26 protein-coding genes and 2 pseudogenes are annotated in these 23,803 nt (G+C 47.1%); 21 read left to right on the top strand and 7 right to left on the bottom strand.

The genetic code is table 11. The features are described from left to right. Nucleotides 1-248: 248 nt before the first annotated feature. The 9 genes and pseudogenes from NSB25_RS27005 to NSB25_RS26970 all read left to right on the top strand — a co-directional run bounded on the left by NSB25_RS27005 (nt 249) and on the right by NSB25_RS26970 (nt 7,739). Nucleotides 249-1,046, top strand: coding sequence for a nucleoside recognition protein (locus NSB25_RS27005; RefSeq protein WP_242982621.1), 798 nt, complete (start codon nt 249-251; stop codon nt 1,044-1,046). Continuing rightward, nucleotides 1,043-1,570, top strand: coding sequence for a spore maturation protein (locus NSB25_RS27000; RefSeq protein WP_103242348.1), 528 nt, complete (start codon nt 1,043-1,045; stop codon nt 1,568-1,570). Before NSB25_RS27005 ends, NSB25_RS27000 begins: the two co-directional genes overlap by 4 nt. 326 nt (nt 1,571-1,896) lie before the next feature. Further along, nucleotides 1,897-3,288, top strand: a complete 1,392-nt coding sequence (locus NSB25_RS26995) for a DUF262 domain-containing protein (RefSeq protein ID WP_103242349.1) — start codon at nt 1,897-1,899, stop codon at nt 3,286-3,288. Further along, nucleotides 3,273-4,397 carry an AAA family ATPase gene (locus tag NSB25_RS26990; RefSeq protein ID WP_103242350.1) on the top strand — a complete coding sequence of 375 codons (1,125 nt, stop codon included), beginning with the start codon at nt 3,273-3,275 and terminating at the stop codon, nt 4,395-4,397. Before NSB25_RS26995 ends, NSB25_RS26990 begins: the two co-directional genes overlap by 16 nt. Continuing rightward, nucleotides 4,397-5,242, top strand: coding sequence for a hypothetical protein (locus NSB25_RS26985; RefSeq protein WP_103242351.1), 846 nt, complete (start codon nt 4,397-4,399; stop codon nt 5,240-5,242). The genes NSB25_RS26990 and NSB25_RS26985 overlap by 1 nt, the downstream gene beginning before the upstream one ends. A gap of 18 nt (nt 5,243-5,260) precedes the next feature. Then, on the top strand, nt 5,261-6,223 hold the full coding sequence (locus NSB25_RS26980; protein ID WP_103242352.1) for a hypothetical protein: 963 nt from the start codon (nt 5,261-5,263) through the stop codon (nt 6,221-6,223). A gap of 80 nt (nt 6,224-6,303) precedes the next feature. Beyond that, nucleotides 6,304-6,642: a topoisomerase DNA-binding C4 zinc finger domain-containing protein gene (locus NSB25_RS29995; protein ID WP_103242353.1), complete on the top strand. Its 339-nt coding sequence runs from the start codon at nt 6,304-6,306 to the stop codon at nt 6,640-6,642. 576 nt (nt 6,643-7,218) lie between these two features. Then, nucleotides 7,219-7,473: pseudogene (locus NSB25_RS30055) on the top strand (nucleoside recognition protein); the annotation flags it as partial. After that, nucleotides 7,470-7,739, top strand: a complete 270-nt coding sequence (locus tag NSB25_RS26970) for a hypothetical protein (RefSeq protein ID WP_103242354.1) — start codon at nt 7,470-7,472, stop codon at nt 7,737-7,739. The pseudogene NSB25_RS30055 and the gene NSB25_RS26970, both read left to right, overlap by 4 nt. A gap of 2 nt (nt 7,740-7,741) precedes the next feature. Here the strand turns inward: NSB25_RS26970 and NSB25_RS26965 are convergent, their stop codons facing one another. The 3 genes from NSB25_RS26965 to NSB25_RS26955 all read right to left on the bottom strand — a co-directional run bounded on the left by NSB25_RS26965 (nt 7,742) and on the right by NSB25_RS26955 (nt 10,475). Beyond that, entirely contained in the window at nt 7,742-8,368 is a 627-nt protein-coding gene (locus tag NSB25_RS26965; RefSeq protein WP_306817717.1) for an AAA family ATPase, read from the bottom strand. A gap of 93 nt (nt 8,369-8,461) precedes the next feature. Continuing rightward, nucleotides 8,462-9,547, bottom strand: coding sequence for a Gfo/Idh/MocA family protein (locus NSB25_RS26960; RefSeq protein ID WP_103242355.1), 1,086 nt, complete (start codon nt 9,545-9,547; stop codon nt 8,462-8,464). An 85-nt stretch (nt 9,548-9,632) separates the two neighbouring features. Continuing rightward, nucleotides 9,633-10,475: an AraC family transcriptional regulator gene (locus NSB25_RS26955; RefSeq protein ID WP_172455293.1), complete on the bottom strand. Its 843-nt coding sequence runs from the start codon at nt 10,473-10,475 to the stop codon at nt 9,633-9,635. 303 nt (nt 10,476-10,778) lie between these two features. Here NSB25_RS26955 and NSB25_RS26950 point away from each other — a divergent pair, with 303 nt between their 5' ends. From NSB25_RS26950 to NSB25_RS26940, 3 genes are all read left to right on the top strand, one after another. Beyond that, nucleotides 10,779-10,919, top strand: a complete 141-nt coding sequence (locus NSB25_RS26950) for a TatD family hydrolase (RefSeq protein WP_146040196.1) — start codon at nt 10,779-10,781, stop codon at nt 10,917-10,919. Further along, complete coding sequence (locus NSB25_RS26945; protein WP_103242358.1) at nt 10,916-11,119, top strand: TatD family hydrolase; 204 nt, start codon at nt 10,916-10,918, stop codon at nt 11,117-11,119. Before NSB25_RS26950 ends, NSB25_RS26945 begins: the two co-directional genes overlap by 4 nt. Before the next feature lie 107 nt (nt 11,120-11,226). Next, entirely contained in the window at nt 11,227-12,195 is a 969-nt protein-coding gene (locus NSB25_RS26940) for a hypothetical protein (protein ID WP_103242359.1), read from the top strand. On the opposite strand, the gene NSB25_RS26935 is transcribed toward NSB25_RS26940, so the two are convergent. Further along, complete coding sequence (locus tag NSB25_RS26935) at nt 12,170-13,084, bottom strand: AraC family transcriptional regulator (protein ID WP_103242360.1); 915 nt, start codon at nt 13,082-13,084, stop codon at nt 12,170-12,172. The two genes, NSB25_RS26940 and NSB25_RS26935, sit on opposite strands and share 26 nt — an antisense overlap. Before the next feature lie 129 nt (nt 13,085-13,213). On the opposite strand from NSB25_RS26935, the gene NSB25_RS26930 reads away from it, so the two are divergent. Continuing rightward, complete coding sequence (locus NSB25_RS26930) at nt 13,214-15,058, top strand: alpha amylase N-terminal ig-like domain-containing protein (protein ID WP_306817716.1); 1,845 nt, start codon at nt 13,214-13,216, stop codon at nt 15,056-15,058. On the opposite strand, the gene NSB25_RS26925 is transcribed toward NSB25_RS26930, so the two are convergent. The 3 genes from NSB25_RS26925 to NSB25_RS26915 all read right to left on the bottom strand — a co-directional run bounded on the left by NSB25_RS26925 (nt 15,048) and on the right by NSB25_RS26915 (nt 18,082). Next, on the bottom strand, nt 15,048-16,028 hold the full coding sequence (locus NSB25_RS26925) for a Gfo/Idh/MocA family protein (protein WP_103242361.1): 981 nt from the start codon (nt 16,026-16,028) through the stop codon (nt 15,048-15,050). The genes NSB25_RS26930 and NSB25_RS26925 overlap by 11 nt on opposite strands. Next, entirely contained in the window at nt 16,012-16,881 is an 870-nt protein-coding gene (locus NSB25_RS26920; protein WP_172455294.1) for a Gfo/Idh/MocA family protein, read from the bottom strand. Before NSB25_RS26920 ends, NSB25_RS26925 begins: the two co-directional genes overlap by 17 nt. 130 nt (nt 16,882-17,011) lie before the next feature. Continuing rightward, entirely contained in the window at nt 17,012-18,082 is a 1,071-nt protein-coding gene (locus NSB25_RS26915) for a Gfo/Idh/MocA family protein (RefSeq protein ID WP_103242363.1), read from the bottom strand. A gap of 173 nt (nt 18,083-18,255) precedes the next feature. On the opposite strand from NSB25_RS26915, the gene NSB25_RS26910 reads away from it, so the two are divergent. From NSB25_RS26910 to NSB25_RS26875, 8 genes and pseudogenes are all read left to right on the top strand, one after another. Next, nucleotides 18,256-19,080: an AraC family transcriptional regulator gene (locus tag NSB25_RS26910; protein ID WP_103242364.1), complete on the top strand. Its 825-nt coding sequence runs from the start codon at nt 18,256-18,258 to the stop codon at nt 19,078-19,080. A 128-nt stretch (nt 19,081-19,208) separates the two neighbouring features. Next, complete coding sequence (locus NSB25_RS26905) at nt 19,209-19,658, top strand: DUF4869 domain-containing protein (RefSeq protein ID WP_103242370.1); 450 nt, start codon at nt 19,209-19,211, stop codon at nt 19,656-19,658. A 3-nt stretch (nt 19,659-19,661) separates the two neighbouring features. Continuing rightward, entirely contained in the window at nt 19,662-20,630 is a 969-nt protein-coding gene (locus NSB25_RS26900; protein ID WP_103242365.1) for a translation initiation factor 2, read from the top strand. Nucleotides 20,631-21,035: 405 nt separating this feature from the next. Then, nucleotides 21,036-21,194 carry a hypothetical protein gene (locus NSB25_RS26895; RefSeq protein WP_172455295.1) on the top strand — a complete coding sequence of 53 codons (159 nt, stop codon included), beginning with the start codon at nt 21,036-21,038 and terminating at the stop codon, nt 21,192-21,194. Nucleotides 21,195-21,244: 50 nt separating this feature from the next. Further along, nucleotides 21,245-21,877, top strand: coding sequence for a 2-oxoacid:acceptor oxidoreductase family protein (locus NSB25_RS26890; RefSeq protein WP_103242371.1), 633 nt, complete (start codon nt 21,245-21,247; stop codon nt 21,875-21,877). A 4-nt stretch (nt 21,878-21,881) separates the two neighbouring features. Further along, nucleotides 21,882-22,178: a 4Fe-4S binding protein gene (locus NSB25_RS26885; RefSeq protein WP_103242367.1), complete on the top strand. Its 297-nt coding sequence runs from the start codon at nt 21,882-21,884 to the stop codon at nt 22,176-22,178. After that, nucleotides 22,179-23,366, top strand: coding sequence for a pyruvate ferredoxin oxidoreductase (gene porA / locus NSB25_RS26880; RefSeq protein WP_103242368.1), 1,188 nt, complete (start codon nt 22,179-22,181; stop codon nt 23,364-23,366). Between the two features lie 123 nt (nt 23,367-23,489). Then, nucleotides 23,490-23,678 (top strand): annotated as a pseudogene (locus tag NSB25_RS26875) (pyruvate ferredoxin oxidoreductase); the annotation flags it as partial. Between the last annotated feature and the right edge of the window lie 125 nt (nt 23,679-23,803).

Below are 23,803 nucleotides of genomic sequence, written 5' to 3'. Positions count from 1 at the left end.
TTCACCTCTCATTTTGATGTCTCTATTATAACACAAATACCCAAATATGAGAAGTAATAAATCAATAAATAAGACAGGTGTAAATCCTGTCTTATTTATTGATTATACCCAAAGTTCAGAAAGAACCGATTGTCCTGAGGTGCCTTTTTGGTCTTCACGATTCCAATTCCTGTCCTGAATAAAAATATTATAGTATGGGCGATACCTCTTCTACATAAAATAAGATAACGACAGTTCTGGAGTAGTTTATGCTGAATTTAATATGGGCGGTTATGATACTGCTGGCAGTGATTTACGGAGCCCTTTCCGGGCATTTGGGAGATGTGACCAACGCCGCACTGGACAGTGCGGGAGAGGCGATTTCCCTGTGCTTCACTATGGCGGGGGTGGTGGCGCTTTGGATGGGGCTGATGGAGATAGCTCAGCGGGCGGGGCTGGTCAGAAAGCTTACCAGAGGAATTTCGCCCTTTCTGAGATTTATGTTTCCGCGGATTCCGAAGGGACATCCGGCAGGGGAATACATAGCAACGAATGTGATTGCCAATGTGCTGGGACTGGGCTGGGCCTGTACACCTGCCGGCTTAAAAGCCATGGAGGAGCTGGCGAAGCTGGAGGCGGAGCGGGGGAATCCGGAGTATCTGGAGACGGAATACGGAGAAGGGGGCGTCCGCGGAGGAAGGAGCTTAAAGGGATCCGGGGCAGGAGAAAGCTTCCGAAGGCAGGAGAGTGCAGGACGGGGCAGCCAGGGAAAGGGCGCGGGCAGGCGGGCCAGCAATGAGATGTGTATTTTTCTGATTCTCAATATTTCCTCCCTGCAGCTGATTCCGGTGAACATGATCGCCTATCGAAGCCAGTACGGCAGCGCGAACCCCACGGCAATCATTGCACCTGCCATAGCAGCCACCCTGGTGAGCACCCTGGTGGCGATTGTGTACTGCAAAATCAAGGATCATTCCGCAGGGACCAGGATAGGTGGCAGCTGCCTGAGCAGCGGTGTGGATACAGACAGTATGGGTAAAGGCAGCTGGGGAGGAAAAGCAATATGAATGCACTGGCACATCTCTCGGACATTGTGATTCCGATTTTGATTTTCTTTATTGTGGGCTATGGATTTGTCTCCAGGGTGAAAGTATACGAAACCTTTCTGAAAGGGGCAAAGGACGGGCTGAAGATTGTGGTGGACATCGTGCCTACCCTTATCGGTTTGTTGGTGGCAGTGGGGATGCTGCGGGCGTCCGGGTTTTTCGAGATGTTGGGGACGCTGCTGGGACCTGCGGCGGCAGCGGTGGGACTGCCTGCCCAGCTGATGCCGCTTTTGGTGGTGAAGCTGTTCTCCTCCTCAGCGGCTACGGGACTGGTGCTTGACATCTTCCGCACCTCCGGACCGGATTCCTATGCGGGGATGCTGACTTCCATCCTCATGAGCTGCACGGAGACGGTGTTCTACACCATGAGCGTGTACTTTCTGGCGGCGAAGGTGACGAAGACAAGATTTACCCTGACGGGAGCGTTGCTGGCTACCCTGGCGGGAACGGTGATGAGCGTATTGCTGACCGGGTGGATGGTGTAAGAGACATTGTTACAAAAAATCAGGATTAGAATGGATTCTTATAATAGAAACTTGATAATAGAATCCTCTCTTGGATTCTATTATAGAATTTTGATCATAGAAAATGCGAAGCAGTTTCTATGATGCATATTTGGTGTGGAAAAATTAGATATTCCCTTATATAGAAAGCTGTATAGAAGAGATAATCTTGTCAATAATGATTTGACGAAAGCAATTTATGCCAGTATAATCTAAGATAAAAGTAAACTACCAAAGTGCTGAGATAAGGTTTATCTAGTAAGGGAAGAAAACAGGTTGAGAAGCCCAAAATACGTAAGAGGTATATTATGATGGAATATGAAAAAAGTGAGATTGAAAAATTGACAATTTGTTTGACAGATACCGATAATGTTATAAATACTTTCCCATTGGAGCGACAGAAACAAGGGGAAAGAATCATATGGAAATTTGAGGATGAGGGATTTTCCATTGAAATTATCACGGATGAAGCGATTAGGGCAGTTGAAAAGATTGCAAAGAGTGATACGATAGTTGAATCAATTGATGAGATTCGACACCATTTTCTGGATGCTGTATTTGAAACGAAAATGAATCAGCTGATTAATATAGAAGATGGATTTGATGATGCAGATGAAGAGGAAGGGGAAGACGGTGTAAAATACAATCCTTATAATCCGAAACTGATACGTGTGGATACAAAAATGTTTTCAATCAGACAGATGGATGATCTGATTGAAAGGGGCGATGTTGACCTCTCGCCGGACTTTCAAAGGGGTTTTGTATGGAACGATATTACGAGAAAATCCAGATTAATAGAATCACTTCTTTTGAGGATACCAATCCCGGTATTCTATTTTGCGCAGGATGAAGAAGGAATGTTTCAAGTTGTAGATGGTGTGCAGAGACTGACGGTTATTCATTCCTTTATGAAGAATGAATTCAGATTGAAAAATCTGGAATATTTGTCAGAGTGTAATGGGAAATATTTTAAATTACTGGATGCTAAACCCGATAGTCTTGAAGATATGTATGTGAGGCGTATAGAGCAGACGCAACTGTTCGTAAATGTAATAGACCCACAGACTCCCGGCAAGGTAAAATATGATATTTTCAAGCGGATCAATACGGGCGGAAAAGCGTTGAACAGCCAGGAAATCAGGAATTGTCTGGCAAATGCGAGGACAAGAAATTTTCTGCACGAATTATCTGGATCCGAGAATTTCCTGCATGCTACCAGAAAAAGTATAAGTGCTGCGAGAATGGCAGATGATGAGTTAGTCCTGCGTTTTATTGCTTTTTATCTGATAGATCACAAAAAAGTAACCGCTGAATACAAGGGTGGCATGGATGAACTGCTAAATGACACGGTGGAAAGATTGAATATCCTGGAGTTGGCTACATTGAAAGAAATAAGGCAGCATTTTTTTCAGGCGATGGACAATGCTTTTTATTTATTTGGGCCCAATGCTTTTAGAAAAGCAAACTATGTGAATAAAGCGCTCTTCCTCGGCGTTTCCAGGGTACTTTGTGACATTATGCCGCAACAGCTCCGTGAAATGGATAAGGACAGGATAGCAGGGCAAATGCAGATTGAAATTAATGAAAATGAAAAATTCAGGAACGCTTTATCCATGGCAACAAATGATGCCAAAAATGTGAAACTTGTTTATGATACTGTTAAGAAGATAATGGGGAATAAGGAATGCATCGAGAACTAACTATTGAGAATTTTAAATGTTTTTCAGAAAAAACGAAAATAAAGTTGGGTAAAATATCAATCTGTCTGGGAAGTAATTCGGTCGGCAAGTCTTCGGTTATCCAAGCCTGTATTATATTGAGGCAGATATATGAGCAGGCGGTTCTGTTCAAAGAAACGCAGGTAAAGGAATATAGTGTTCAGTTAAATGATGTGTATGGGTTACAGCTGGGAGATGCGGAACATATCAAATCCTCTAAGAATAGGGAAGATATCTGTTTGAGAGTGGATGAGTATGAATATAATCTTATTTCGGACGAGCATAGCCCTATGGAAATGACTGTTAAGAACAGATATGATGTAGCAAAAATGTCGTCAAGTGAGGGATTGTTTTCGAAAGGCTTTTATTATTTAAACGCAGAGAGGATGGGGCCGAGAAATTACCAGACAATTAACTCTAAATTGGTGGATGGCTGTGGCGTATATGGCGAAAATACAATACATTTGTTGAGCATGCTTGGCCCAAGTAAGGTGAAAGAGTCAAAGTGTTTTGGACTGGATGAGAATAAAAAGGTCGGTACATTCAGTAAACAGGTGGAATACTGGATGGATTACATTATACCGGGAATTGAAATAAATGCAGATGATATGACTGAACTGAGGATTAGTAAGATGAGCCTGAGACAGCCGGCGCTGGATACAGGTTTTCTGTCACCCTATAACTTTGGATTTGGGATATCCTACGTTCTTCCGATTGTGCTGACTGGTTTGTTGGCAGAAAGTGGCAGTGTTTTTCTTGTGGAGAATCCGGAAGCGCATCTGCATCCAAAGGGGCAGTCGCATATAGGGTACTTTTTGGCAATAATGGCATTATCTGGGGTTCAGGTTATTGTAGAAACCCATAGCGAACATGTATTAAACGGAATCAGGATTGCTGCTCTGAAAAATGCGATGAAACCGGAAGATATAAGTATTAATTTCTTCTCAGTCAGTGTATGTGGCGCAGAGGCAAAACATAAAGTTGAGAATATACCATTGAATGATAGAATGGATTTGGAAGCATGGCCTGAAGGTTTTCTTGATCAGGAGGAAGAGGATTTAAAGACACTGAGAGAACTTAGGAGAAGGTAATGAAAAAAGCGGTACTGTGGGGAAAGGAAATAAAACAGGATTTCACGAGCGCATCGGAAAGTCAATTGGATGCCTTTTTGGATTTAGTCCAATTTATTCAACAAAACGATATTTGGAATGCAATTTGTGAAAGCACATTGGATGAGGCAGAACTTTGGGGATGGCTTTATTCCAAGGAGCAGATTGAGTTAAACGATATCAAGAGAGAATTGGCCAGACGTATGGAGAGAGCAAAGTGTGTGTCGCAGGAAGAGTTTGATAAGCTTCTGGGAGAGATAGGGAAGATACAGAAAATTATGATATTAGTGCTATCCTTTCAGAGAGTGTGTGTTTATTACATATCAACAATATTAGCGTATTATACTGGAATAAGAAGTTATCTGGCTTTAGAGAAGAAAGATGATTTTTGTAACGATTTACAGGAATGCTTTCCCAATATTTATTTTGTAGAAGGCGTAAGGACAACAGTGAATACGCTGAATCGGAGGTTTGAAGATATACGGGAGGAGATAGTGGAGCATTTGACCTGGCTTAATGATTATCGAGTTAAATTTGGTGAGTTGCTTGATGAACATAAATCATTTCAGGAGATTGCGCAGCAGTTTTCTGCTGACACAGGAATCGATTGCTCGCCACAGGTGGGAAGGGATAAAGTGCAGGCACTAAAGGAAAGCCGGAGAAATGAGGCAACGGGACAGGAAGAAACGATTATCTGCGAATTACATACCAAATTTAAAACATTTAATGTTAACAGGGAGCGCCAGGACAGGATTTACTTCTTTCCAGGAAAAAGGGATATATTGGGAGGGAAAGTCATTGTAAAGCATATCGGAAAGCATTTGTGAGGAGGAAAGCGAAGGCCTATGGCGCAGAGGACGGTTGCTTTATATAAGGGTAAATATATAGGAATAGAAACGATCTATACCGTTGTGAACGGACGGCAGATAAATATTCCGGAAAAACTGAGGGAACTGAGGGGCAGGAGCCGGAATAACGAACTGTTCTGTCCCTGCGGATGCGGTGCAAATCTCGTCTTAGTCGCAGGCGACAAGAATCTGCGGGAACAGCATTTCAGGATTAAGGATGGGAGTTCCGACCAGGACTGTCATATGATTACGGAGGGGAAGACTTCGGTAAATTCAAAGATTGTTCTCAAATGCTGGCTGGATGAGAAGCTAAAAGCGGCGGATATGGAATCCAGGGTTCCTATTCATGCTGTTGATGATATTCACAGGAACTACGAATTCACCTTTTTGTCCCAAAGCAGGAAGACAGCGCTCAGCTATTGTCATGAGAGAGGGAATCTGTCCGAAGAAAAAATGAATATTCTGGAAAGCAACAGCCAGGGGATTCATATCATCTATATTGTGGATTATAAGAATGGCGGCAGTGAGGGGCAATATCCGGAATGGCTGATGAAGGTACAGCAGAGGCAGGGATATTGTCTGCTTCTTATGGTGGTCGATGTGGATTATAATGCGGCTGAAATGGAAGCGGTATTTTATGCGCAGGATATGGAGGGACTGTGGCAAGAGGTAATATTCGCAAAGGGCTTGTTAAGAGATTTCAGCATCGGCACAGACGGACAGACTTTATATGCCGATGAGCTGTTAAACGATAAGCTGTCTAAGGCAATGGATAACTTCCAGGCAGATATAGAATGTGAAAAAGCCAGACGGATTGAAGAAGAAAAGCGTTATACTGAGGCGATGGAAAAGCTTCTTAGAAAAAAGAAGAGCACGATCGGGAAGAGCGCCGTAAACAACAGGAAGAAGCCAAACGAGAACGTGAGCGTCGGACTGAGGAAGCAGCCAAACGTAGAGTAGAGTTTAACGAAAAACAAAGGCTTGAAGGGGAACGACTACAGGCGGAGAAACGTCAAAGAGAAGAAGAATTTAAAAGAAATATGGAATCAAAACTCTCCCAGCAGGAGACGCTGGTGAAAGATGCCGATGGCAATCGCTGGATCAAATGCGAATTCTGTGGGAAGATAGCGATGGAGGGTGAGTCCAGTATCTATGGCGGCAAGGGGCATATCAACCTTGGAACCTGCAGAGACTGTTTTGTCAATAATCCAGAGGTTACTCAGAAAACTGAAGAAAAAATAGCAAAAGTACGCAGTAAACATGACCCCAATACCGGCCCGGAATGCGGAGGCAGATTGCGTGAGCGAAACGGACAATATGGCAGATTTATGGGATGTAGTAACTTTCCAGCATGTAGGTATAGTTGCGGAATAAGATAGGAAGTTTTATTGAGATGCCGAAAGGGTCTGTTGGGTTGGCTGAACAGTTAGCGGTTACTTTGAAATCTACCAAAGTGGATATTAATTTGTATACTACAATAGCGATGCAGATTAAACATAAGAATATGGGAAAAACCGAGATTGTAGTTATATGAGGTTTACCGGATGAAAATGCAGGCAAGTTAATTACAAAAGAATATTGTCTGCATTTTCACATTATATATGATAAGGGGCTGAGGGGATTATATAAAATTTTGCTGTTCAGAGAGGGTATATCCGAAAGGTTTAAAGAATTTTAAAGAAAGTTTAGTCCTAACTTGATACCAGCCAATGTGCTGGGGCTGGGCCTGTACACCTGCCGGCTTAAAAGCCATGGAGGAGCTGGCGAAGCTGGAGGCGGAGCGGGGGAATCCGGAGTACCTGGAGGCAGAGTACGGAAGGGGAGATACCCGCGGAGAAAGGGATGTTCACGGAGGAGGGGATGCTCGCAGGGACAGGGACCTCCGGGAACAGACTTATGTGCAGACGGCGGCAGGAAAGAGCTTAAAGGGATCCGGGGCAGGAAAAAGCTTCCAAAAGCAGGAGAGTGCAGGCCGGGGCAGTCAGGGAAAGGGCGCAGGCAGACGCGCCAGCAACGAGATGTGCACCTTTCTGATTCTCAACATTTCTTCTCTGCAGCTGATTCCTGTGAACATGATTGCCTACCGCAGTCAGTATGGCAGCGCCAATCCCACAGCGATTATTGTGCCGGCCATTGTGGCAACGTTTGTCAGCACTCTGGGGGCGATCGCGTACTGTAAGATCAAGGACAGAGGAGGAAGAGCAGTATGAACGCACTGGCGCATCTTTCGGACATTGTTATCCCCATCCTGATCTTTTGTATCATAGGCTATGGATTCGTCTCCAAAGTAAAAGTATATGAGACCTTCCTGAAAGGGGCAAAAGACGGACTGAAAATCGTGGTAGATATCGTTCCAACACTGATCGGTCTGCTGGCGGCGGTGGGAATGCTGCGGGCCTCGGGCTTTTTCGAGATGCTGGGCGGTCTGTTTGGGCCTGCCGCGGCTGCGGTTGGGTTGGTCTGCCTGCCCAACTGATGCTATTGCTGGTTGTAAATCTTTTTTCCTCCTCTGCCGCAACCGGGCTTGTGCTGGACATCTTCCGGACTTCCAGACCGGACTCCTATGCGGGAATGCTGACCTCTATCCTGATGAGTTGCACGGAGACAGTGTTCTATACCATGAGCGTGTATTTCCTGGCAGCGAAGGTGACGAAGCCCCATTTCATCATAATGGCCGGACTGCCGGGCCTTGTCCAGCAGCACATCATATTCGCCGATGAGAAGGATTACCTTTTGGCCGTAATGCTTTCGGAGCAGGTCAGACAAAGTGCGAAGGCTGTCGGCAAGCATGTCGTCTGACATGGAAAACTTCTGGCGGCCCTGGGGATCGATCTCTATCAGCTGTCGGTAGCTTTCCCTCTCTTCAGCTGACAGTTCAGGGCTTTCTTTGAGAAAAAGGAACCGAAGCGCCTCGTTTCCGATAATCGTCCGCAGCATGGATTTCGCCCCAGCATAATCCATAGCGCTTACCCCTTTCAGAGTAATGGAAATCACAGGAAATTTTCCCATGTATTTTTCACAGTAGTCCGTTTCCCGGCTGATCTCCAACCCGTCAAACAGCTCCCTGTTGCACCCGTATTCGAAGAAATAACGGAGCATATTCATGTTCAGGGATTTGCCGAACCGTCGGGGCGGGTGAACAGGTTCACTTCTCCCCAGTTTTCCAGCAGGGGCTGTTTACGGATTTTTTACATAAAATTAATCAAGTGTAATTATATGCTTTTTTAAAATATCATCCACGAATACCCGTTCTCCGGTCCGGATGGATGTATCCATGGCTTCCATAATGGCCAGGGTATGAATGCCTTCTTTTAAATCAGGTTTCGGGGTTTCTCCATTGTGCAGGGCGGTGGCAAAATGCTCGATATAATTCTGATATTCGCCCGCATGATGGCTTTCCTGTTCAAACCGGAAGAAATAGGGATGCAGTTCGTCAAATGTCTGTAGTCCGGCCGTTTTTTCCAGAGGCTCAAAATTTGTATAATATTGCAGTTTTGGGTAACCGCCGCGGCTGATTCCCTTTGTGCCTCTCAGAGTGCAGCTGATGGACTGCTCCACAGAACTGCCAAGGGTCGGGGTTGCATAACATCCCGTAACGGAAGCAAAGCGGCCGCTCTTGTCTTTTAAGAGAAATTTCAGTGTATCCGGAATTTCCAAACCATAGGCTTTTGTATTGGCACTGACTGCGGCCATTCCGTAAACCTCTTCAATTTCCGGAAGATACCATGCGGCAAGATCAACCGCATGAATCATGAAGTTGTACATCCAGGAAAACCCCTTCTGGCGACTCCAGTCGCGTTCCAGAAACCAGCGGGAGTCACTGATATAGTGGGCCTCCAAAGTAACCAGATCGCCGTGCTTTCCCACCATATAATCCATATGCTGTCTGCGAAGAGGTTCAAAGTAACGGGAGCTTTGACCTACAAAGACCGTTTTTCCAGTGCGCTTCTGCACGGCCAGAAGTGTATTCGCTTCCTCTAAAGAAACCATGAGAGGCTTTGTACATATGACATGTTTTCCTGCTTCCAGAGCCATTTTAATATGAGTGGCATGAAGCTGATCCGGAGTGTAGATTCCGATTACTTCGATAAGAGGATTCCGCAGCATCTCATTGTAATCGGTTGTATAATTTGTGATGGAAAACTCCTGGCAGCGCTCCTTACACAATTCCTCACTTAAATCACAAATGCAACCCAGGTCCCATAAATCGCTGTTTAAAACGGCTGAGATAATACTGCGGCCTTCTCCCAGGCCTAAAACGCCCATAGTATATTTTTTTCCCATTTTTTCACCCTTTCCATGTTATATTTGATTGTATTTTACAACGGAAAAAAAGGATTGTCTTGCGCTATATTAGGGGAAAATTGTACTATGTTATGCTTTTTCGATATTGGTTTGGTGCTATGCCCATTATTTTTTTAAAGACCCGGTTGAAATAGGAACTGCTGTGAAAGCCGGACTTTTGTGCAATGTCCAGAACGCTTTCTTCTGTGGTCTGGAGCAGCCATCTGGCATGATTGACACGAACCTGCTCAATATAGTCGAAAAGGCTTAATTTCATGGTATTCGAAAAGACAGCGGAGAGATAATTTTTACTTATCATGGTATGGTCGGCAAGCTGGCCTAAGGTCAGAGGTTCGTCAAAATGTTCATGGATATATTCTACTACGCTGCGGATGCGGCCATAGGCAATGGCCACGGAAGAATCTGTTTCCAGCGCGTCCAGCCTTTGATAATAGCGATAAAATTCCCCTAAAGCAACCATCAGATATGCTTTTATCAGGAGAGGCCAGCCATCCTGTTGTTCAATGTATTCCTTTTGCAGTCTTAAGAGACTGTCCCGGATTAAGGGATAGGATGGAGAATCCTGCAGTACCTTATTGGAAAAATGCCGGTTCCTTTCAAAGAAGGGCTTTACATAGTCGTATTCTTCAGGAGTATCCCAGATAAAGCCTGTATCAAAGACAAAAACTAACACAGACAGGGCCCCATTGTGAACTGCCATGTGATGTTCGAAATTGTTGATTAGAAAAATATCACCGGCGGCAATGGGATAAGATTTGTTTTCAATGATATAATGTCCGTTTCCGCTTAAGATGTAATTCAACTCCAGACAATCGTGACAATGAATCATAATCTGCCGGGCATCGGTTTCGTACATGGTAAAAGAAATTGGGCCGTCAAAATGAAACTCTTCTTTTAAAAAAGGCATGATAGACTCCTTTCTGAGAACAGAATAGCAAAAGGTGTAATGTTTGTCCATAATATTGAGAAAAATATTGCTTAAGAAAATATGTTTCTGGAAATCAGGTAATTTGTTGATTTTGTTACCTGTTGCTGTATAATGAAATCAGGATACAGTGCCTGAGAATGTAAGGTGGCGTCCGAGACATTCGGTTCCCTGGAAAACGGCCTTTCGGGGAAACGAACAGAGGATGCGGAACAGGAAGCAGGTTTGCCGGGAACCCGAGGCAGTTTCCGGAGCCGGAAAAGGTGCTCCAGGAGGCGTGGGAGAATGAGGTGTGCTGATGACGCCTATGGGACGGCGGGGATCCATCCTCACAATGCCGACAGGGCCAGACAGGAGGATTTTCAGGAGATAGAGCGGATTCTGTCCCAAAATGACAGAATGGTGGCCGTAGGAGAGTGGCCATGATTCCCCTGGACCGGATTCTGGTGGAAACGGACGCGCCCTACCTGACGCCGAAGAATGTTCCGGGGCTGGACAGGACCAATGTGCCGCAGAATATCAGATATGTGGTCAGAGATCTGGCCAGATACCGGAAGGTTTCCGAGGAAGTGCTGCTGGAGCATGCGAAGAAGAACACGGAGCGGATATTTGGGGTGAAAGGGTGATGAGGGGAGAATTAGATGAATTCTCAACTTGTCAGAATTTTCGACAGGTCCGACAGGGACAGGGCAGGTTATAGAAATGTAGTCCAAAATGTTATGAGGAATTCGCAATGAAGGCAAAGAAGATAAGGTATATTATATTATTTTTCCTGCTGGCGGCAGCAGTGGGAGCCTGCATTTATTCCTATCCTATATGGAAGGATGCGGGAGTGCTGCGGCGACATATGGCGGCGGGGCAGTTTACCTTTGATTTGGAGGTGGAGCTTGACAGGACCGCTCTGGAAGCCGGACAGGCGAAGTTGCTGGAGAACCTTGCGAAACTGACCGGATATGAGGAAGACGCCCTGTTCCGGCTCAGGATAAAGGGAAGGACCCGGGGAGATAAGATCCAGGCTTTGATTTATCCGGAAGGAGAAGAGGAGCCCCTGATGGAGCTGTATCTGAGCGACGAGCTGGACGCCGTAAACGAGACCCTGCCCTACAATACCATCCGTAAGAATCTTGTGGAAAAGGTTGCGCTTCTGGACCATATTATGCCGGCTGAGCTGGAGGCGGTGTACATGACGCTGGAACAGGTGGAGCAGATATTTGATCTGGATTTAAGCCGGATTCGGGAGTTTCATCTGCCGGAGTTCAGTACAGATCGGTCCACTGCGGCATATTTTCCGTTGCTTGCCCTGGCGCCAAAGGAGAGAACAGAACAGGGATGCCGGTATGGGGTAGCGATGGAACAGGTACGGATGGAGGTGGAAATCGGGAGTTCCGTCTCCGGTGAAAATGGCAATGCGGAGCCGGGCGGAGAAGAAACAGGGATAGTAAGAATAGAGTTCTCCATGGAGAATCCCGGTGAATTGGCAGAGCAGCAGGCAGCGTTGTTGTCCCGCTTAGGGGTGGAACTGCCTGTGGGGGAACTGCAGATGCTGAAAAGCATTTCCGCCGTGATAGAACCGGGAAAGGGGGAGAAGCCGGAAGCGCCCACCCGGTTTATGGATCAGGAGAAGGTGGATTTGATTGTGAAGATACGGGATTTGATACGCGAGATATCCGATTTCTTTACGCCGGAGGAGAAGAGGCTGTAGGAGCGGACTGCGTATGGGACGTGTGAGCCGCCTTCCGATATTCCACAGGCGTTCTTCCATATTTCTGCCGGAAGGCCCGGGTGAAATAGGAGTGGTTTCGAAAGCCGCAGTTCTCCGCGATATCGATGACCTTAAGTCCTGTCTCCGACAACTGTCTGGCCGCCAGATCCAGACGGTAATTCACCAGGTAGGCATTAAAACTTATGCCTGTAAATTCCCGGAATAGTTTCATAAAGTGACTTTCCGAAAATCCGCATTGCCTGGCCGCAGCTTTCACTGAAATTTCCTGGTCATAAAAATGCTGGACATAATAAAGTGCATCTTTCAGCCTGCCATAGGACAACTGTGGCAGGCTGTTATATTTGACGGCAGTGCTGTTCTGATTCATGTGGTGGAGGAGCAGGAACAGACAGGACTTCATCATCAGTTCATGGGTGGAATAGCTGTCTCTGCGATGCTCCAGCATGGACAGAATGCAGGGAGTTACAGCCTGATTGAAGGGAGAATCTGAGGGATGGCAGCAATCCAGCGTTTTCTCTCCATTCAGGAAAGGGAGAACGTATTTTTCATAGCAGGGATCGTCCTCCGGACCTTTGAAAAGCATGGGGTGAAACATAATGTTAAAATATTCTCCCAGGGCAGAACCGCACTGGCCGATAGAGTGCACCGCACGGGGAAGCACTACGATGAGAGATCCGGCACAGAGTGTGTAAGCCTGTCCCCACACTGTCACCAGAACCTTTCCCTGGACACAGTAAATCAGTTCAAACTCATCGTGCCAGTGCAGGGGAAAAGAGCGGAAATACTCGGGGATGATACCCCGATAAACGGTGAAGGGAAATGTGGCGGTTCCATGTGTTTTGGTTTCGTGCAGGGGCGTGTGGTCCATAGGATTCCTCCGGCAGATGCTGAAAATAGGATTGTGTTAAAAAGAAAGGATTATTTTACAAGAATTTTAGCATTGATAAGCGTATAATGCAAGTAGATTGGAAAAACAAAACGCAGGTCACAGCGACTTATGACAGCGGTTCTCCTGCATAACGCCCTGGAAATGCACGGCCGCCGGGCGGCCGGGAATTTTCCCGTGAAGGGGCAATGGAAGGAGACTGCGGAACAGGAGAGCAGACATATGGAATACGCGGCAATCAGACATTATGCGGACAAAAGATATTGCTATGCCACAGAAAAAGGACACTTTGTAATCAGGCTTGAAGTGAAGAAGGGCGATGCGCTGAAGGTAATCCTTCATACCCAGAATAAATACCTGCCGCTTGCGTATATGGACACCAGGCAGGAGTGTGTAATGGAACCGGCATATTCTGACGATTACATAGACTATTATGAGACAGAGGTGGACCTGGATGTGGTGTGTCTCAGATACTTTTTTGAGATAGAGGACTGGGCGGGAAAGGTGGTTTATTATGGAAATCATGGTTTTTATGACCAGTGCATCACCAGTATAGACAGAATGTTCGACTGTCCCCAGACGCTGCGGGAGGAAGAGCGGTTCGAACTGCCATCGTGGGCTGAGAACAAAGTAATCTACCAGATTTTCCCTTCCCGTTTTGCCACGGATAAGGAAGTGTCGGAGGAAGACTGGTACCAGGCACCTATTGGAGGCAAAGCCGACTTGAAAGGATCCCTGCGGGGAATTATCGAGCACTTTGACCATATCAGGAATCTGGGGGTGGACATTCTCTATCTGACGCCGATTTTCAGATCCGATTCTGTTCATAAGTACAATACTGCAGATTATTACGAAATTGATGCCTCTTTCGGAGATAAGGAAGATTTGAAAGAGCTGGTCAGACTGGCTCATGGAGCAGGCATGTATGTGATTCTGGACGGTGTATTCAACCATACAGGAATTGACTTTTTTGCCTTTAGAGACATTATGGAGAAGCAGGACAAGTCGGCGTATGTGGACTGGTATTATATCGAGAGCTTTCCGCTGGTGATGGAGTGGGGAAAAAGGCCCGGTTATAAGACTTTCAGCTATGCCGGTTATATGCCGAAGCTGAATCTGCAGAACCCGGAAACAGCGGATTATGTCATCAATGTGGCGGCTTACTGGATTCGGGAATGCGATATTGACGGCTGGCGGCTGGATGTGGCGGATGAAATCAGTCACAGCTTCTGGAAGCGGTTCCGCAGGGAAATGAAGGCGGTGAAGAAAGATATCCTGCTGGTGGGAGAGGTCTGGCATTACGCCGGCGATTTTCTGGAGGGAGACGAGTGGGACAGTGTCATGAATTATCCCTTTTACGACGCTGTGGTGGACCTGATTGTCCGGGAGGAGCTGACACCCTCCGGCTTCCGGGGGAAGCTGAACTTTGTAAAAGGGAATCTGAACAAAGCCCTGGAGGGATATCTGTGGAACTTCATAGATACCCATGACACGGCCAGATTCCTGCACAGTGCCGGAAATGATATGAGAAAGCAGAATCTGGCGGCGGCCATGCAGCTTCTGCTTCCCGGCATGCCCATGATTTATTACGGCGATGAAGTGGGCATGGAAGGCGGTCCGGACCCGGACTGCAGACGGGGAATGCTCTGGGATAAAAAAAGGCAGAAGCAAGACTGCCTTGCGTATTACCGCAGACTGATCCGGATCAGACATCAGTATCCGGTGCTGACAAAGGGAATAATGGCCGTACAGTATGGGGAGGATGAAAAAGGGCTTCTCTATATGGAAAGAAAGCTGGATGAACAGCGCATCATCCTGATTTTCCATGTCAGGAAGGGAATTGTCCGGCTGCCCGGTCTGGAGGGATGGCGGAATCTGATAACGGAAGAGGACTTTTCAGGCAGTCTGGGAGAGTATGAGGCGGCAGTGCTGGTGCCTGGTGCGGCTACATACTGAAGGCGTCCGCCTCTTTCTGTATCCGGAGCGCTGCTCTGGTGGAAGCAATGATACTTCTGGTCCGGGCGTTGGAATTCTCCTGTATGTCCTCCATGAATTTCCCCAAATAGCTTTTTTCCGGCATGATTCCTTCCAGAATCTGAGGCTCTGTGGCACCTTCCTCAAAAACGGTTACATGACTGTCCGTATATTGAAAAGTCAGAAGCCCCCGCTCACACCAGAACTTAAAGTTCCAGTAGGCAGGCATGGAAAAGACCTGTGCCGGTGCGGAATAAGACACATCTGCCAGAAGTTCCGCACCGTTGCTCAGCCGTGCCATGAAAACTGCGCTGTCCTTAAATTCCGGATTTCTGACCGCATAGGCATTCCAGGTGCGCACCCCGTCCACTTTTTCTATCTCCAGAGCTGTGAGCTCTCTGACCAGATCGATTCCATGAATGGCCAGATCGTTGATGGTTCCTCCGTGCATATCCTTTTCAAAATACCAGGAAGGACGATGGAGGTAGTCAATATAATGTTGCCCGCCAAATGATATATTACGCACTTCTCCCAGGTATTTCTTCTTAAGAAGGTCCTTTGCTCTGTTCACCTGGGGCAGATCCAGCAGGTCCAGCATGCATCCGAGCTTAAGCTGCTTCTCTGTCACAAGCCTCTCAATCTCGTCCAGCTCCTCCATACGGGTACACAGAGGTTTGTCCGAGATTACATGCCTGCCGGCCATTAAGGCTCTGATAACTGCCTGCCCTCTCTCTCCATATTTTTTGCCGATGGCCACGATGCTGATATCTCCGGAAAGCCATGCATCACAGCTGTCCTGAACGATGGGAATTCCCAGCCGGCCGGATGCCGCTGAAGCGGCCTTTTTATCCTCCTCCAGACACGCAGCAATCTCCAGCTCCGGTATCTTAAGCGTCTGGCGGTACAGCAGGTCCACATGTCCGTGCTGAAATCCGTTAAACAGTATTTTCATATGTTATGACCTCTTCTAATCCGCTCTTCACAGAACGGTCCATGGCATTCAGAATATACACCGGCGCAAAAAAATCTTCATAACTCATCTCCTGAGTTCCTCCTGTCAGAATTCGACAGAACGCCTCCACCTCCCGCTCCGCGCAGTTATCCAGCGTATACATACTGCCCACACATTTCTCCTCACAGTTCAGACTCGCATAATAGGTATAGCTGCTGTCTACATACACGCCGGTCACATCGTAATCCGCATAGCGGAATACACAGGTGTACACATCCTCTCTGGGAAATACCTGCACGGACTTCGGGTAATATCCGAAAATCGTGCCCATCACCTGTATCAGATGCTGAGAATAGAAATAAAATCCGCCGTATTTGCTGTGCAGGGAGATGGGAGCCCGCAGAGTCCCGCCGTAAATCCTTCCATAGCTCCCTTTCTCCACTGCCTGTTTCAATTCCTGTACCCAGTCATTGTACTTGCACATAGAGCCTCCGCTTATGGGAATCTGATTCGCCTCCAGCTCCCTCCGGAAATCCTTCGCGTCCTTCTCGGATATTGTCACAGGCTTGTCAATAAACATGGGAATCCTGTCACCTATGTAAGGTCTGGCATATTTGTAATGATTATCTCCATGCCTTGCCGTTATAATCAATCCATCCAGTTCCCCCACCAGATCATCGTAATTCTTCATGGCCCTGACACCGAATCTGTCCTGCAGCTTTCTGACTGCCTCTTCCTCATCACTGTAAATTCCCAGAATCTCCACATCCTTCACAGCTTTTTTCTCCAGAAGATACTGCAGAAAAGAGTCTGCATGAGAATTTTCACATCCCAGTATCGCTGCTTTTAACATAGTCATCCCTCTCCCTATTTTTCTCACTGCCAAAGTCTTCATTTGCCTGTGTATCTCATTATCTGTTGCTTATTTTCGATAAATTGTCAGATTTGCTTCCTCTTTGTCCGGCATGTTTCCAGCGCTTTTCTCAGTATTTCACATCCAGAGGGTTCTGGGCATGGACGTATTCAATTACCCGGACAATCTTCGCCACATCCTCGCAGGTCACCGTCAACGGTTTACCCTCCGTCAGCGCCAGATAGAGATCCTCATACAATCCTCTGGTGCCCGCGTCGAAAGCCGTGCCGTCATAGGTTCCCTCCTCCTCGTGCAGGTTCAGCTTTTCACTGCAATAGGCAGGAAGCCCATTCTCGTCCTCCAGGCTCTCCTCAATTACGGGCTGTTCCGGATTTTCCCCCGCCAGGATATACTTCATCTGATACTTCTGGTAAGTGCTTCTGTAGGTTCCCAGGGAACCCTGAAGCTTGATGGCATACTCATGGAAGGCATCCGTGGAATTGATCTCCACATCTACCACCGGCTTTCCGGGTGCCGTCAAAAGTATCTTGGCGTAATCCTCCGCGTCACCGCTGGTGAGAACCCGATCCAGTTTCGAGAAGACCACCTGCAAGTTATCGTCAAACCCCAGCAGTCCTAATGCGATTCCGAGGGGATGGGGCCCGGTATTGTATACGCTTCCTCCCAGCTTCTTCTGCAGTGTCTGCCAGTCCCAGCGCCTGGCAAAATTGTTGAAGCGTATACTGACCTGCCGGATCTCTCCCAGCTTCCCGCTCTCGCAGAGTTCCTTCGCCGCCAGGTAGTAGGGAGCAAAAAAGGTCTGCTGAAAAACAGCCAGTCTCACTCCGTTTCTGCTTGCAGTATTTATCAGATCACAGCATTCATAGTAATTGCGCGCGAAAGGTTTCTCCACCAGCACGTGGAAATGATGCTCCAGCAAATCCTTTGTAATGGCATAGTGCATTTCCGAATAGGAAGCATTTACCACCAGGTCAATATCTGTCTGGCCGAACAGTTCCCGGTAATCCCCATAGCACCTTGCGCCCGGATATTCCGCTGCTGCTCTCCGGCGTCTGGCCTCATCGGTCTCCACCACTGCCGCTACCTGGAAGTACAGATTCGCCTCCGACTTCAGGAATGCACCGTGAATATCCCGGCCGCTTCTTCCCTGTCCGATTATGGCCACTTGCAGTCTCTTCATGTTTCCCCACCCTTTCTTTCCTTTTTTCTTCTATTTTACAATATAATTTTGCTATGTAAATCACATAAAATCCTTTTTTATATTGCAAAAAATACACACTTCTCTTATACTGAAATGTGTATTTAAATGAAGCACTAAAATAGAGTTCGGTTTCATTCACAGAAAGGATTTCCATGTCAAATACCACTTTTTCCAGCTACCGATCCGCTGACTGCTATTTCGACCATGCCAGCTTTCAGGGAGTCATGTCGTTCCCCCTGCATCAGCACGACATCTGCGAGATGATTTTCCTCAAAAAAGGTGACATGTCCTACTGTCTGGACGGAAGAGTATATCCGCTTTCCCGAAACTGCCTGGTCCTTTCCCGGCCCGGAGAAAGCCATTCCATCCAATCCAACGGCATCACGGAATATGAACGATATAATATTCTCTTCAACAAAAGAAAGCTGAACTCGGATATCTTTGAGCGGATTCCTCAGGACCTGTCCGTCATTCAGTTCGACGGAAATGCGCTGGTCTCCGATCTCTTCCGGAAATTCGACTATTACTGCAGACATTTTGGAGGTGAAATCCTGCAGAATATTTTACTGCATCTGGTGGAGGAAGCTCTGTACAATATAGCACTGGCCTCGGTGGAAACAAAGCTGAACGGCACCTGTACAGTGAATCCGCTGGTCAACAGTGCCGTGATTTACATCAAGGAACACATTACAGAACCCATCACCATTGACTCTGTCTGTGACGACCTTCACATCACCAAAAGTTATCTCCACCAGCTGTTCCTGAAACATATGAAAGTCAGTCCGAAGCAATATATCATATCCAAAAAGCTGATCAGTGCCCAACGGGAAATCCGGGCAGGAAAAAAGCCGACGGAAGTGGCATTGACCTATGGTTTCCGGAATTATTCCACCTTTTACAGAGATTATACAAAATATTTTAAATATACGCCTTCCGAGGAGGGAAGAAAGAAAGTCATACAGAAGATTCTGTCCTGACAGCAGAAAGAGCTGTACTCCATCAGGCAGTAAAGAATAACCATTTTGCTGTATTTGGTAACGATTGCTTTTGAAAATCGGGTATGATATAGTATAAATATGAAATGAAAATGGAGATGGCGTTTGTGATGCTGAAAATAGTATTTGGAGAAGTGGAAAATGCGGTTTACCATCCTCCCACTTATTTTGACAATCAATATGAAGACCAGTGGATTACCGATCCGTTGACGGTTGCAATGATTAAAGAGATTGATAAATCAGAGGTAATCGGCGTACATTTGATCGAGAGTCCGGTGCTCGGCCCAATTTCTGTAAAAGAGATTTCCGGTGGCGTCAAAACTTTGATTTTGATGGCTTTTGATGAGAGCGGCAGGATTTTTAATGCATCGGCCTGTGGAGATAATTGCGTGAAATGGATCGTAAAGCTTGCTGAGAAGAAGGATTTGACTATAAATCTGCATCATGTGATGGATTTCAGCGAAGTTCCGAAGTTTGAGGCTGTCATGCTCAATACAGGGGTGACTGTTCACAGCTATGGGGAATATCTGGAAGAAGCAATGACGATTAAGGAGCGCTGATGTATGAAAGGGAAATATCATATTGTCGTACAGAATAATAGGCTCCATTATGAACTGGATATCCGGCGAAATATCACCATCATCCGTGGAGACAGTGCTACAGGGAAGACGAAATTAATCAATCTTATAGAGCAGGCGGCAGCTCTTGGAGAAAGCTCGGGAGTTGAAGTGCACTGCCAGCGGCCCTGCAGAACCCTTGGCGGAAGTGACTGGAATATTGTGTTGCCCGGCATTCACGAACAGATCATCTTTTTGGATGAGGACAATAAATTTGTGAAATCTCAGGAGTTTGCCGAGGCCGTGAAAGCTTCGGACAATTATTTTGTGATTGTCACAAGAGAGGATTTGCCTAATTTGCCTTATTCGGTGGATGAGATTTATGGTATCCATACTTCCGGCAGGTATCATGACCTGAAACGAACTTATAATGAATTGTACCGTATATATAGCGCAGAACCATTTTATGAGAAACGAAAGCCGGAGACTATAGTGGTGGAAGACTCCAATTCCGGCTATGAATTTTTCAGTAAAATCTGTGCCGAAAACCAGATCGCCTGTATCAGTGCAAGAGGAAAATCCAACCTGAAAACTGTTGTGAAGAAATTGAATGGGGAACCGGTGCTGGTAATTGCAGACGGTGCAGCGATTGGGTCTGAGATGAATGAATTATATCAATTAATGAGATATAAAACTGAATTAAAATGTTATCTGCCGGAGTCTTTTGAATGGCTGGTGCTGAAATCAGGAATGATTGACGGGAAAGAGGTACAGACTATCCTGAGTCACCCGGAGGATTATATTGAAAGCAGTAAGTACTTTAGCTGGGAGCTTTTTTTTATGGCGATGCTGGTTGAATATACCCGGGATTCGCATCTCAAATATAGTAAGAGCAAACTGAATGGCTCTTATTTACATGGAAAAATGAAACAGGCGATTCTGGATGTAATAGAAGGTGTAAACTGGTATCAATAGTCATAGAGACAGGAAGAACCATTTTTCCCGCAAAAATGATTGAAAACTGTTGACAAGTGGAGAAAATGTGATTAAAATTAAAAAAATTAATAAAGACGATGACGGAGCGAGTACATATTTTTGAAAGCTTACAGAGAGCCGCGTAAAGCTGAGAAGCGGTACGAGTAGAATCTATGGAAAATCCCTCCTGAGTTGCAGCACCAAAGCAGGTATGCAAGTAGATGCTGACGGATTCCTTCCGTAATAGAGGACGCATATGTTGGTATGTCGTAGATGGGATTGAGAAGAAAATGGAGGCTTCTACCGTTTGCGGTAGAAGTCTTTTTTGTATCATAGGAAAGTCCTCCGAACTTCCCTATGATACAAAAATGCTCCGCAGGGATGCACACGCAAACGCAGAGGAAATTGTCGCTTGAAAGCGACGCGTTTGCGGCGCAGAATCCTGCAAAGCAGGATTCTTATTCGTACACAGGCCAGCATGGGGAATTTGCCGTCAGAGCGGTATGGTGCTGCGCCGGCGGACAGGGGAAAGGCCATTCCTGTCCGGTTGGCAGAACAATCTGAAAATGGCAGATTTAAAAATCGCGTGTCAGAACACGCAGACAGGAGCAGATATGAAAGATACAATGGAAATCAGATGGCATGGCAGAGGCGGACAGGGCGCGAAGACAGCGGCCCTTCTGCTGGCGGATGTGGCATTCAAGGCGGGAAAGTATGTCCAGGGGTTCCCGGAATACGGACCGGAGCGGATGGGAGCGCCGATTACGGCATACAATCGCATCAGCGCGGAACCTGTCACCGTACATTCCAACATATACGACCCGGACTATGTGGTGGTAGTGGATGACGGGCTGCTGGAGAGTACGGATGTGACCCATGGATTAAAGGAAAACGGTGCTGTCATCATCAATACGGAGAAGGAAAGAGAAGCGCTGATTCCTTTATTGCACGGCTATAAAGGTGCGGTTTACACCCTGAACGCCAAAGCCATTTCTCTCCAGGCGCTGGGGAAAAATTATCCCAATTCCCCCATGCTGGCAGCAGTGGTGGCGGTATCCGGTGTCATGGAACAGGAAGAATTTCTTCAGGAAATGGAAGCCTCCTTCCGGCATAAATTTGCCAAGAAACCGGAGGTCATTGAAGGCAATATGAAAGCTTTGAAGCTTACATTTGAGGAAATTGAAAAGAGCAGGAATTCTTCTCATGAGACAGCCGGACAATTGCAGAAGGAGAGAAAGGCAGGATGAGTCTATGATCAGTGAAAGGATAAATGAAAACAGTCCCTGGCAGGACATCACGGAGGGCAATCAGATTTACCAGGCGGCTACCTCCAGAGAATTCCACACAGGGGAATGGCGGACCGCAACCCCTGTGTGGAATCAGGAAAAGTGCAGGCAGTGTCTTCTGTGCACGCCTGTCTGTCCGGATTCTTCTATTCCGGTGAAGGATAAGATGCGGGAAGAATTTGATTATGACCACTGCAAAGGCTGTGGTATCTGTGCGAAAGTATGCCCTTTTGGAGCGATTGCCATGAAGGAGGGAAAATAAATGGCTGTGAGAGAACGTTTATCCGGCAATGAGGCGGTGGCCTATGCCATAAAACAGATTAATCCGGATGTGATGCCGGCTTTTCCCATCACTCCCTCCACGGAGATTCCCCAGTATGTGGCCAACTACATAGCAAACGGGGAGATTGACACGGAATTCATCCCGGTGGAAAGTGAGCACAGCTCCATGAGCGCCACTGTGGGCGCTTCGGCGGCGGGGGCGAGAGCTCTCACGGCCACTTCCTCCTGCGGTCTGGCTCTGATGTGGGAGGAGCTGTACGTGGCGGCCTCCAACAGACTGCCTGTGGTGCTGGCGCTGGTAAACCGTGCTCTGTCCGGCCCCATCAACATCAATGCGGATCACTCTGACAGCATGGGGGCGAGAGACAGCGGATGGATCCAGATTTATGCGGAGTCCAATCAGGAAGCCTATGACAATTTTCTGCAGGCTTTCCCCATTGCGGAGAACAGAGACGTGATGCTCCCGGTGATGATCTGTCAGGACGGCTTTATCACCAGTCATGGTGTGGAGAATATTCTGCTGGTGGAAGATAATCTGGTCAGGGAGTTCGTGGGAGAGAGAGAACCGGAGCATTCTCTTTTGAATCCGCAGGAGAGGCTGGCGGTGGGACCTTATGCGGTGTCCAACTACTATATGGAGACGAAGCGGGGGCAGCGACAGGCCATGATCAATGCCCGCAGAGTAATTCTGGAAGTGGCACAGCGCTTTGAGGCGATGACAGGGAGGAAATACGGTTTCTTTGAAAGCTATTGTCTGGAGGATGCGGAATACGCGGTGGTGATCATCGGTTCTGCGGCCGGGACATGTAAGGCGGCCGTTGACCAGATCAGGAACACCACCGGGAAGAAGGTGGGACTGCTGAAAATCAGGGTGTTCCGTCCTTTTCCGGAGGAGGAGATTGCATCGGCGCTGGCCCATGTAAAGGCGGTTGCCATTCTGGACCGTTCGGAGATGTTTGCTGCCACGGGGGGCCCTCTGGGAGCAGAGGTGCGGGCGGCGCTCTATCAGGCAAAGTGTCAGGCGGAAGCTGTGAATTACCTGTATGGACTGGGCGGCAGAGATATCACGGTGGAGGATTTCTGCCAGGTATATGAGAGGCTGGAGCAGATTGCCGCGGACCACAGGATAACGGATATGTACGAGTACATAGGACTGCGCAGCCGGTGAAATGCCTGCCGGCTGACAGAAAGTGAGAGGTTTCCAAAATACAGTGTATTACAGCAGAAAATGAGCTTTACAATAGATACAAAGCACATGTAAAGAACGCAGATATTTGTGAAGGAGCAGAATATGGAAGCTGCATATAATTTTAAAGAAGTGATGAATAAACCGGAGCGGCTGGCGCCGGGTCACAGGATGTGTGCCGGCTGCGGAGGAACGGTTGCGGTCCGCGGGGTGCTGCGCGCATTGCACGAGGGAGACAGGGCGGTGGTGGGCAACGCCACAGGATGCCTGGAAGTTTCCTCCTTTATGTATCCATAACTTCTCGGAATCTTCAGCCCTTATTTCATGGTGCTTTCAGAACCTATTTTTCAAAAATCACCCACTTTTTTCTCAAAAACACTTGACAAACCAGTCAAAAAATGCGGCGCTTCGCGCCCTTG

Origin of the sequence: Acetatifactor muris (assembly GCF_024623325.1) — a bacterium.
GTDB lineage: Bacteria > Bacillota > Clostridia > Lachnospirales > Lachnospiraceae > Acetatifactor > Acetatifactor muris.
This window is presented reverse-complemented; position numbering and strand designations above follow the sequence as displayed.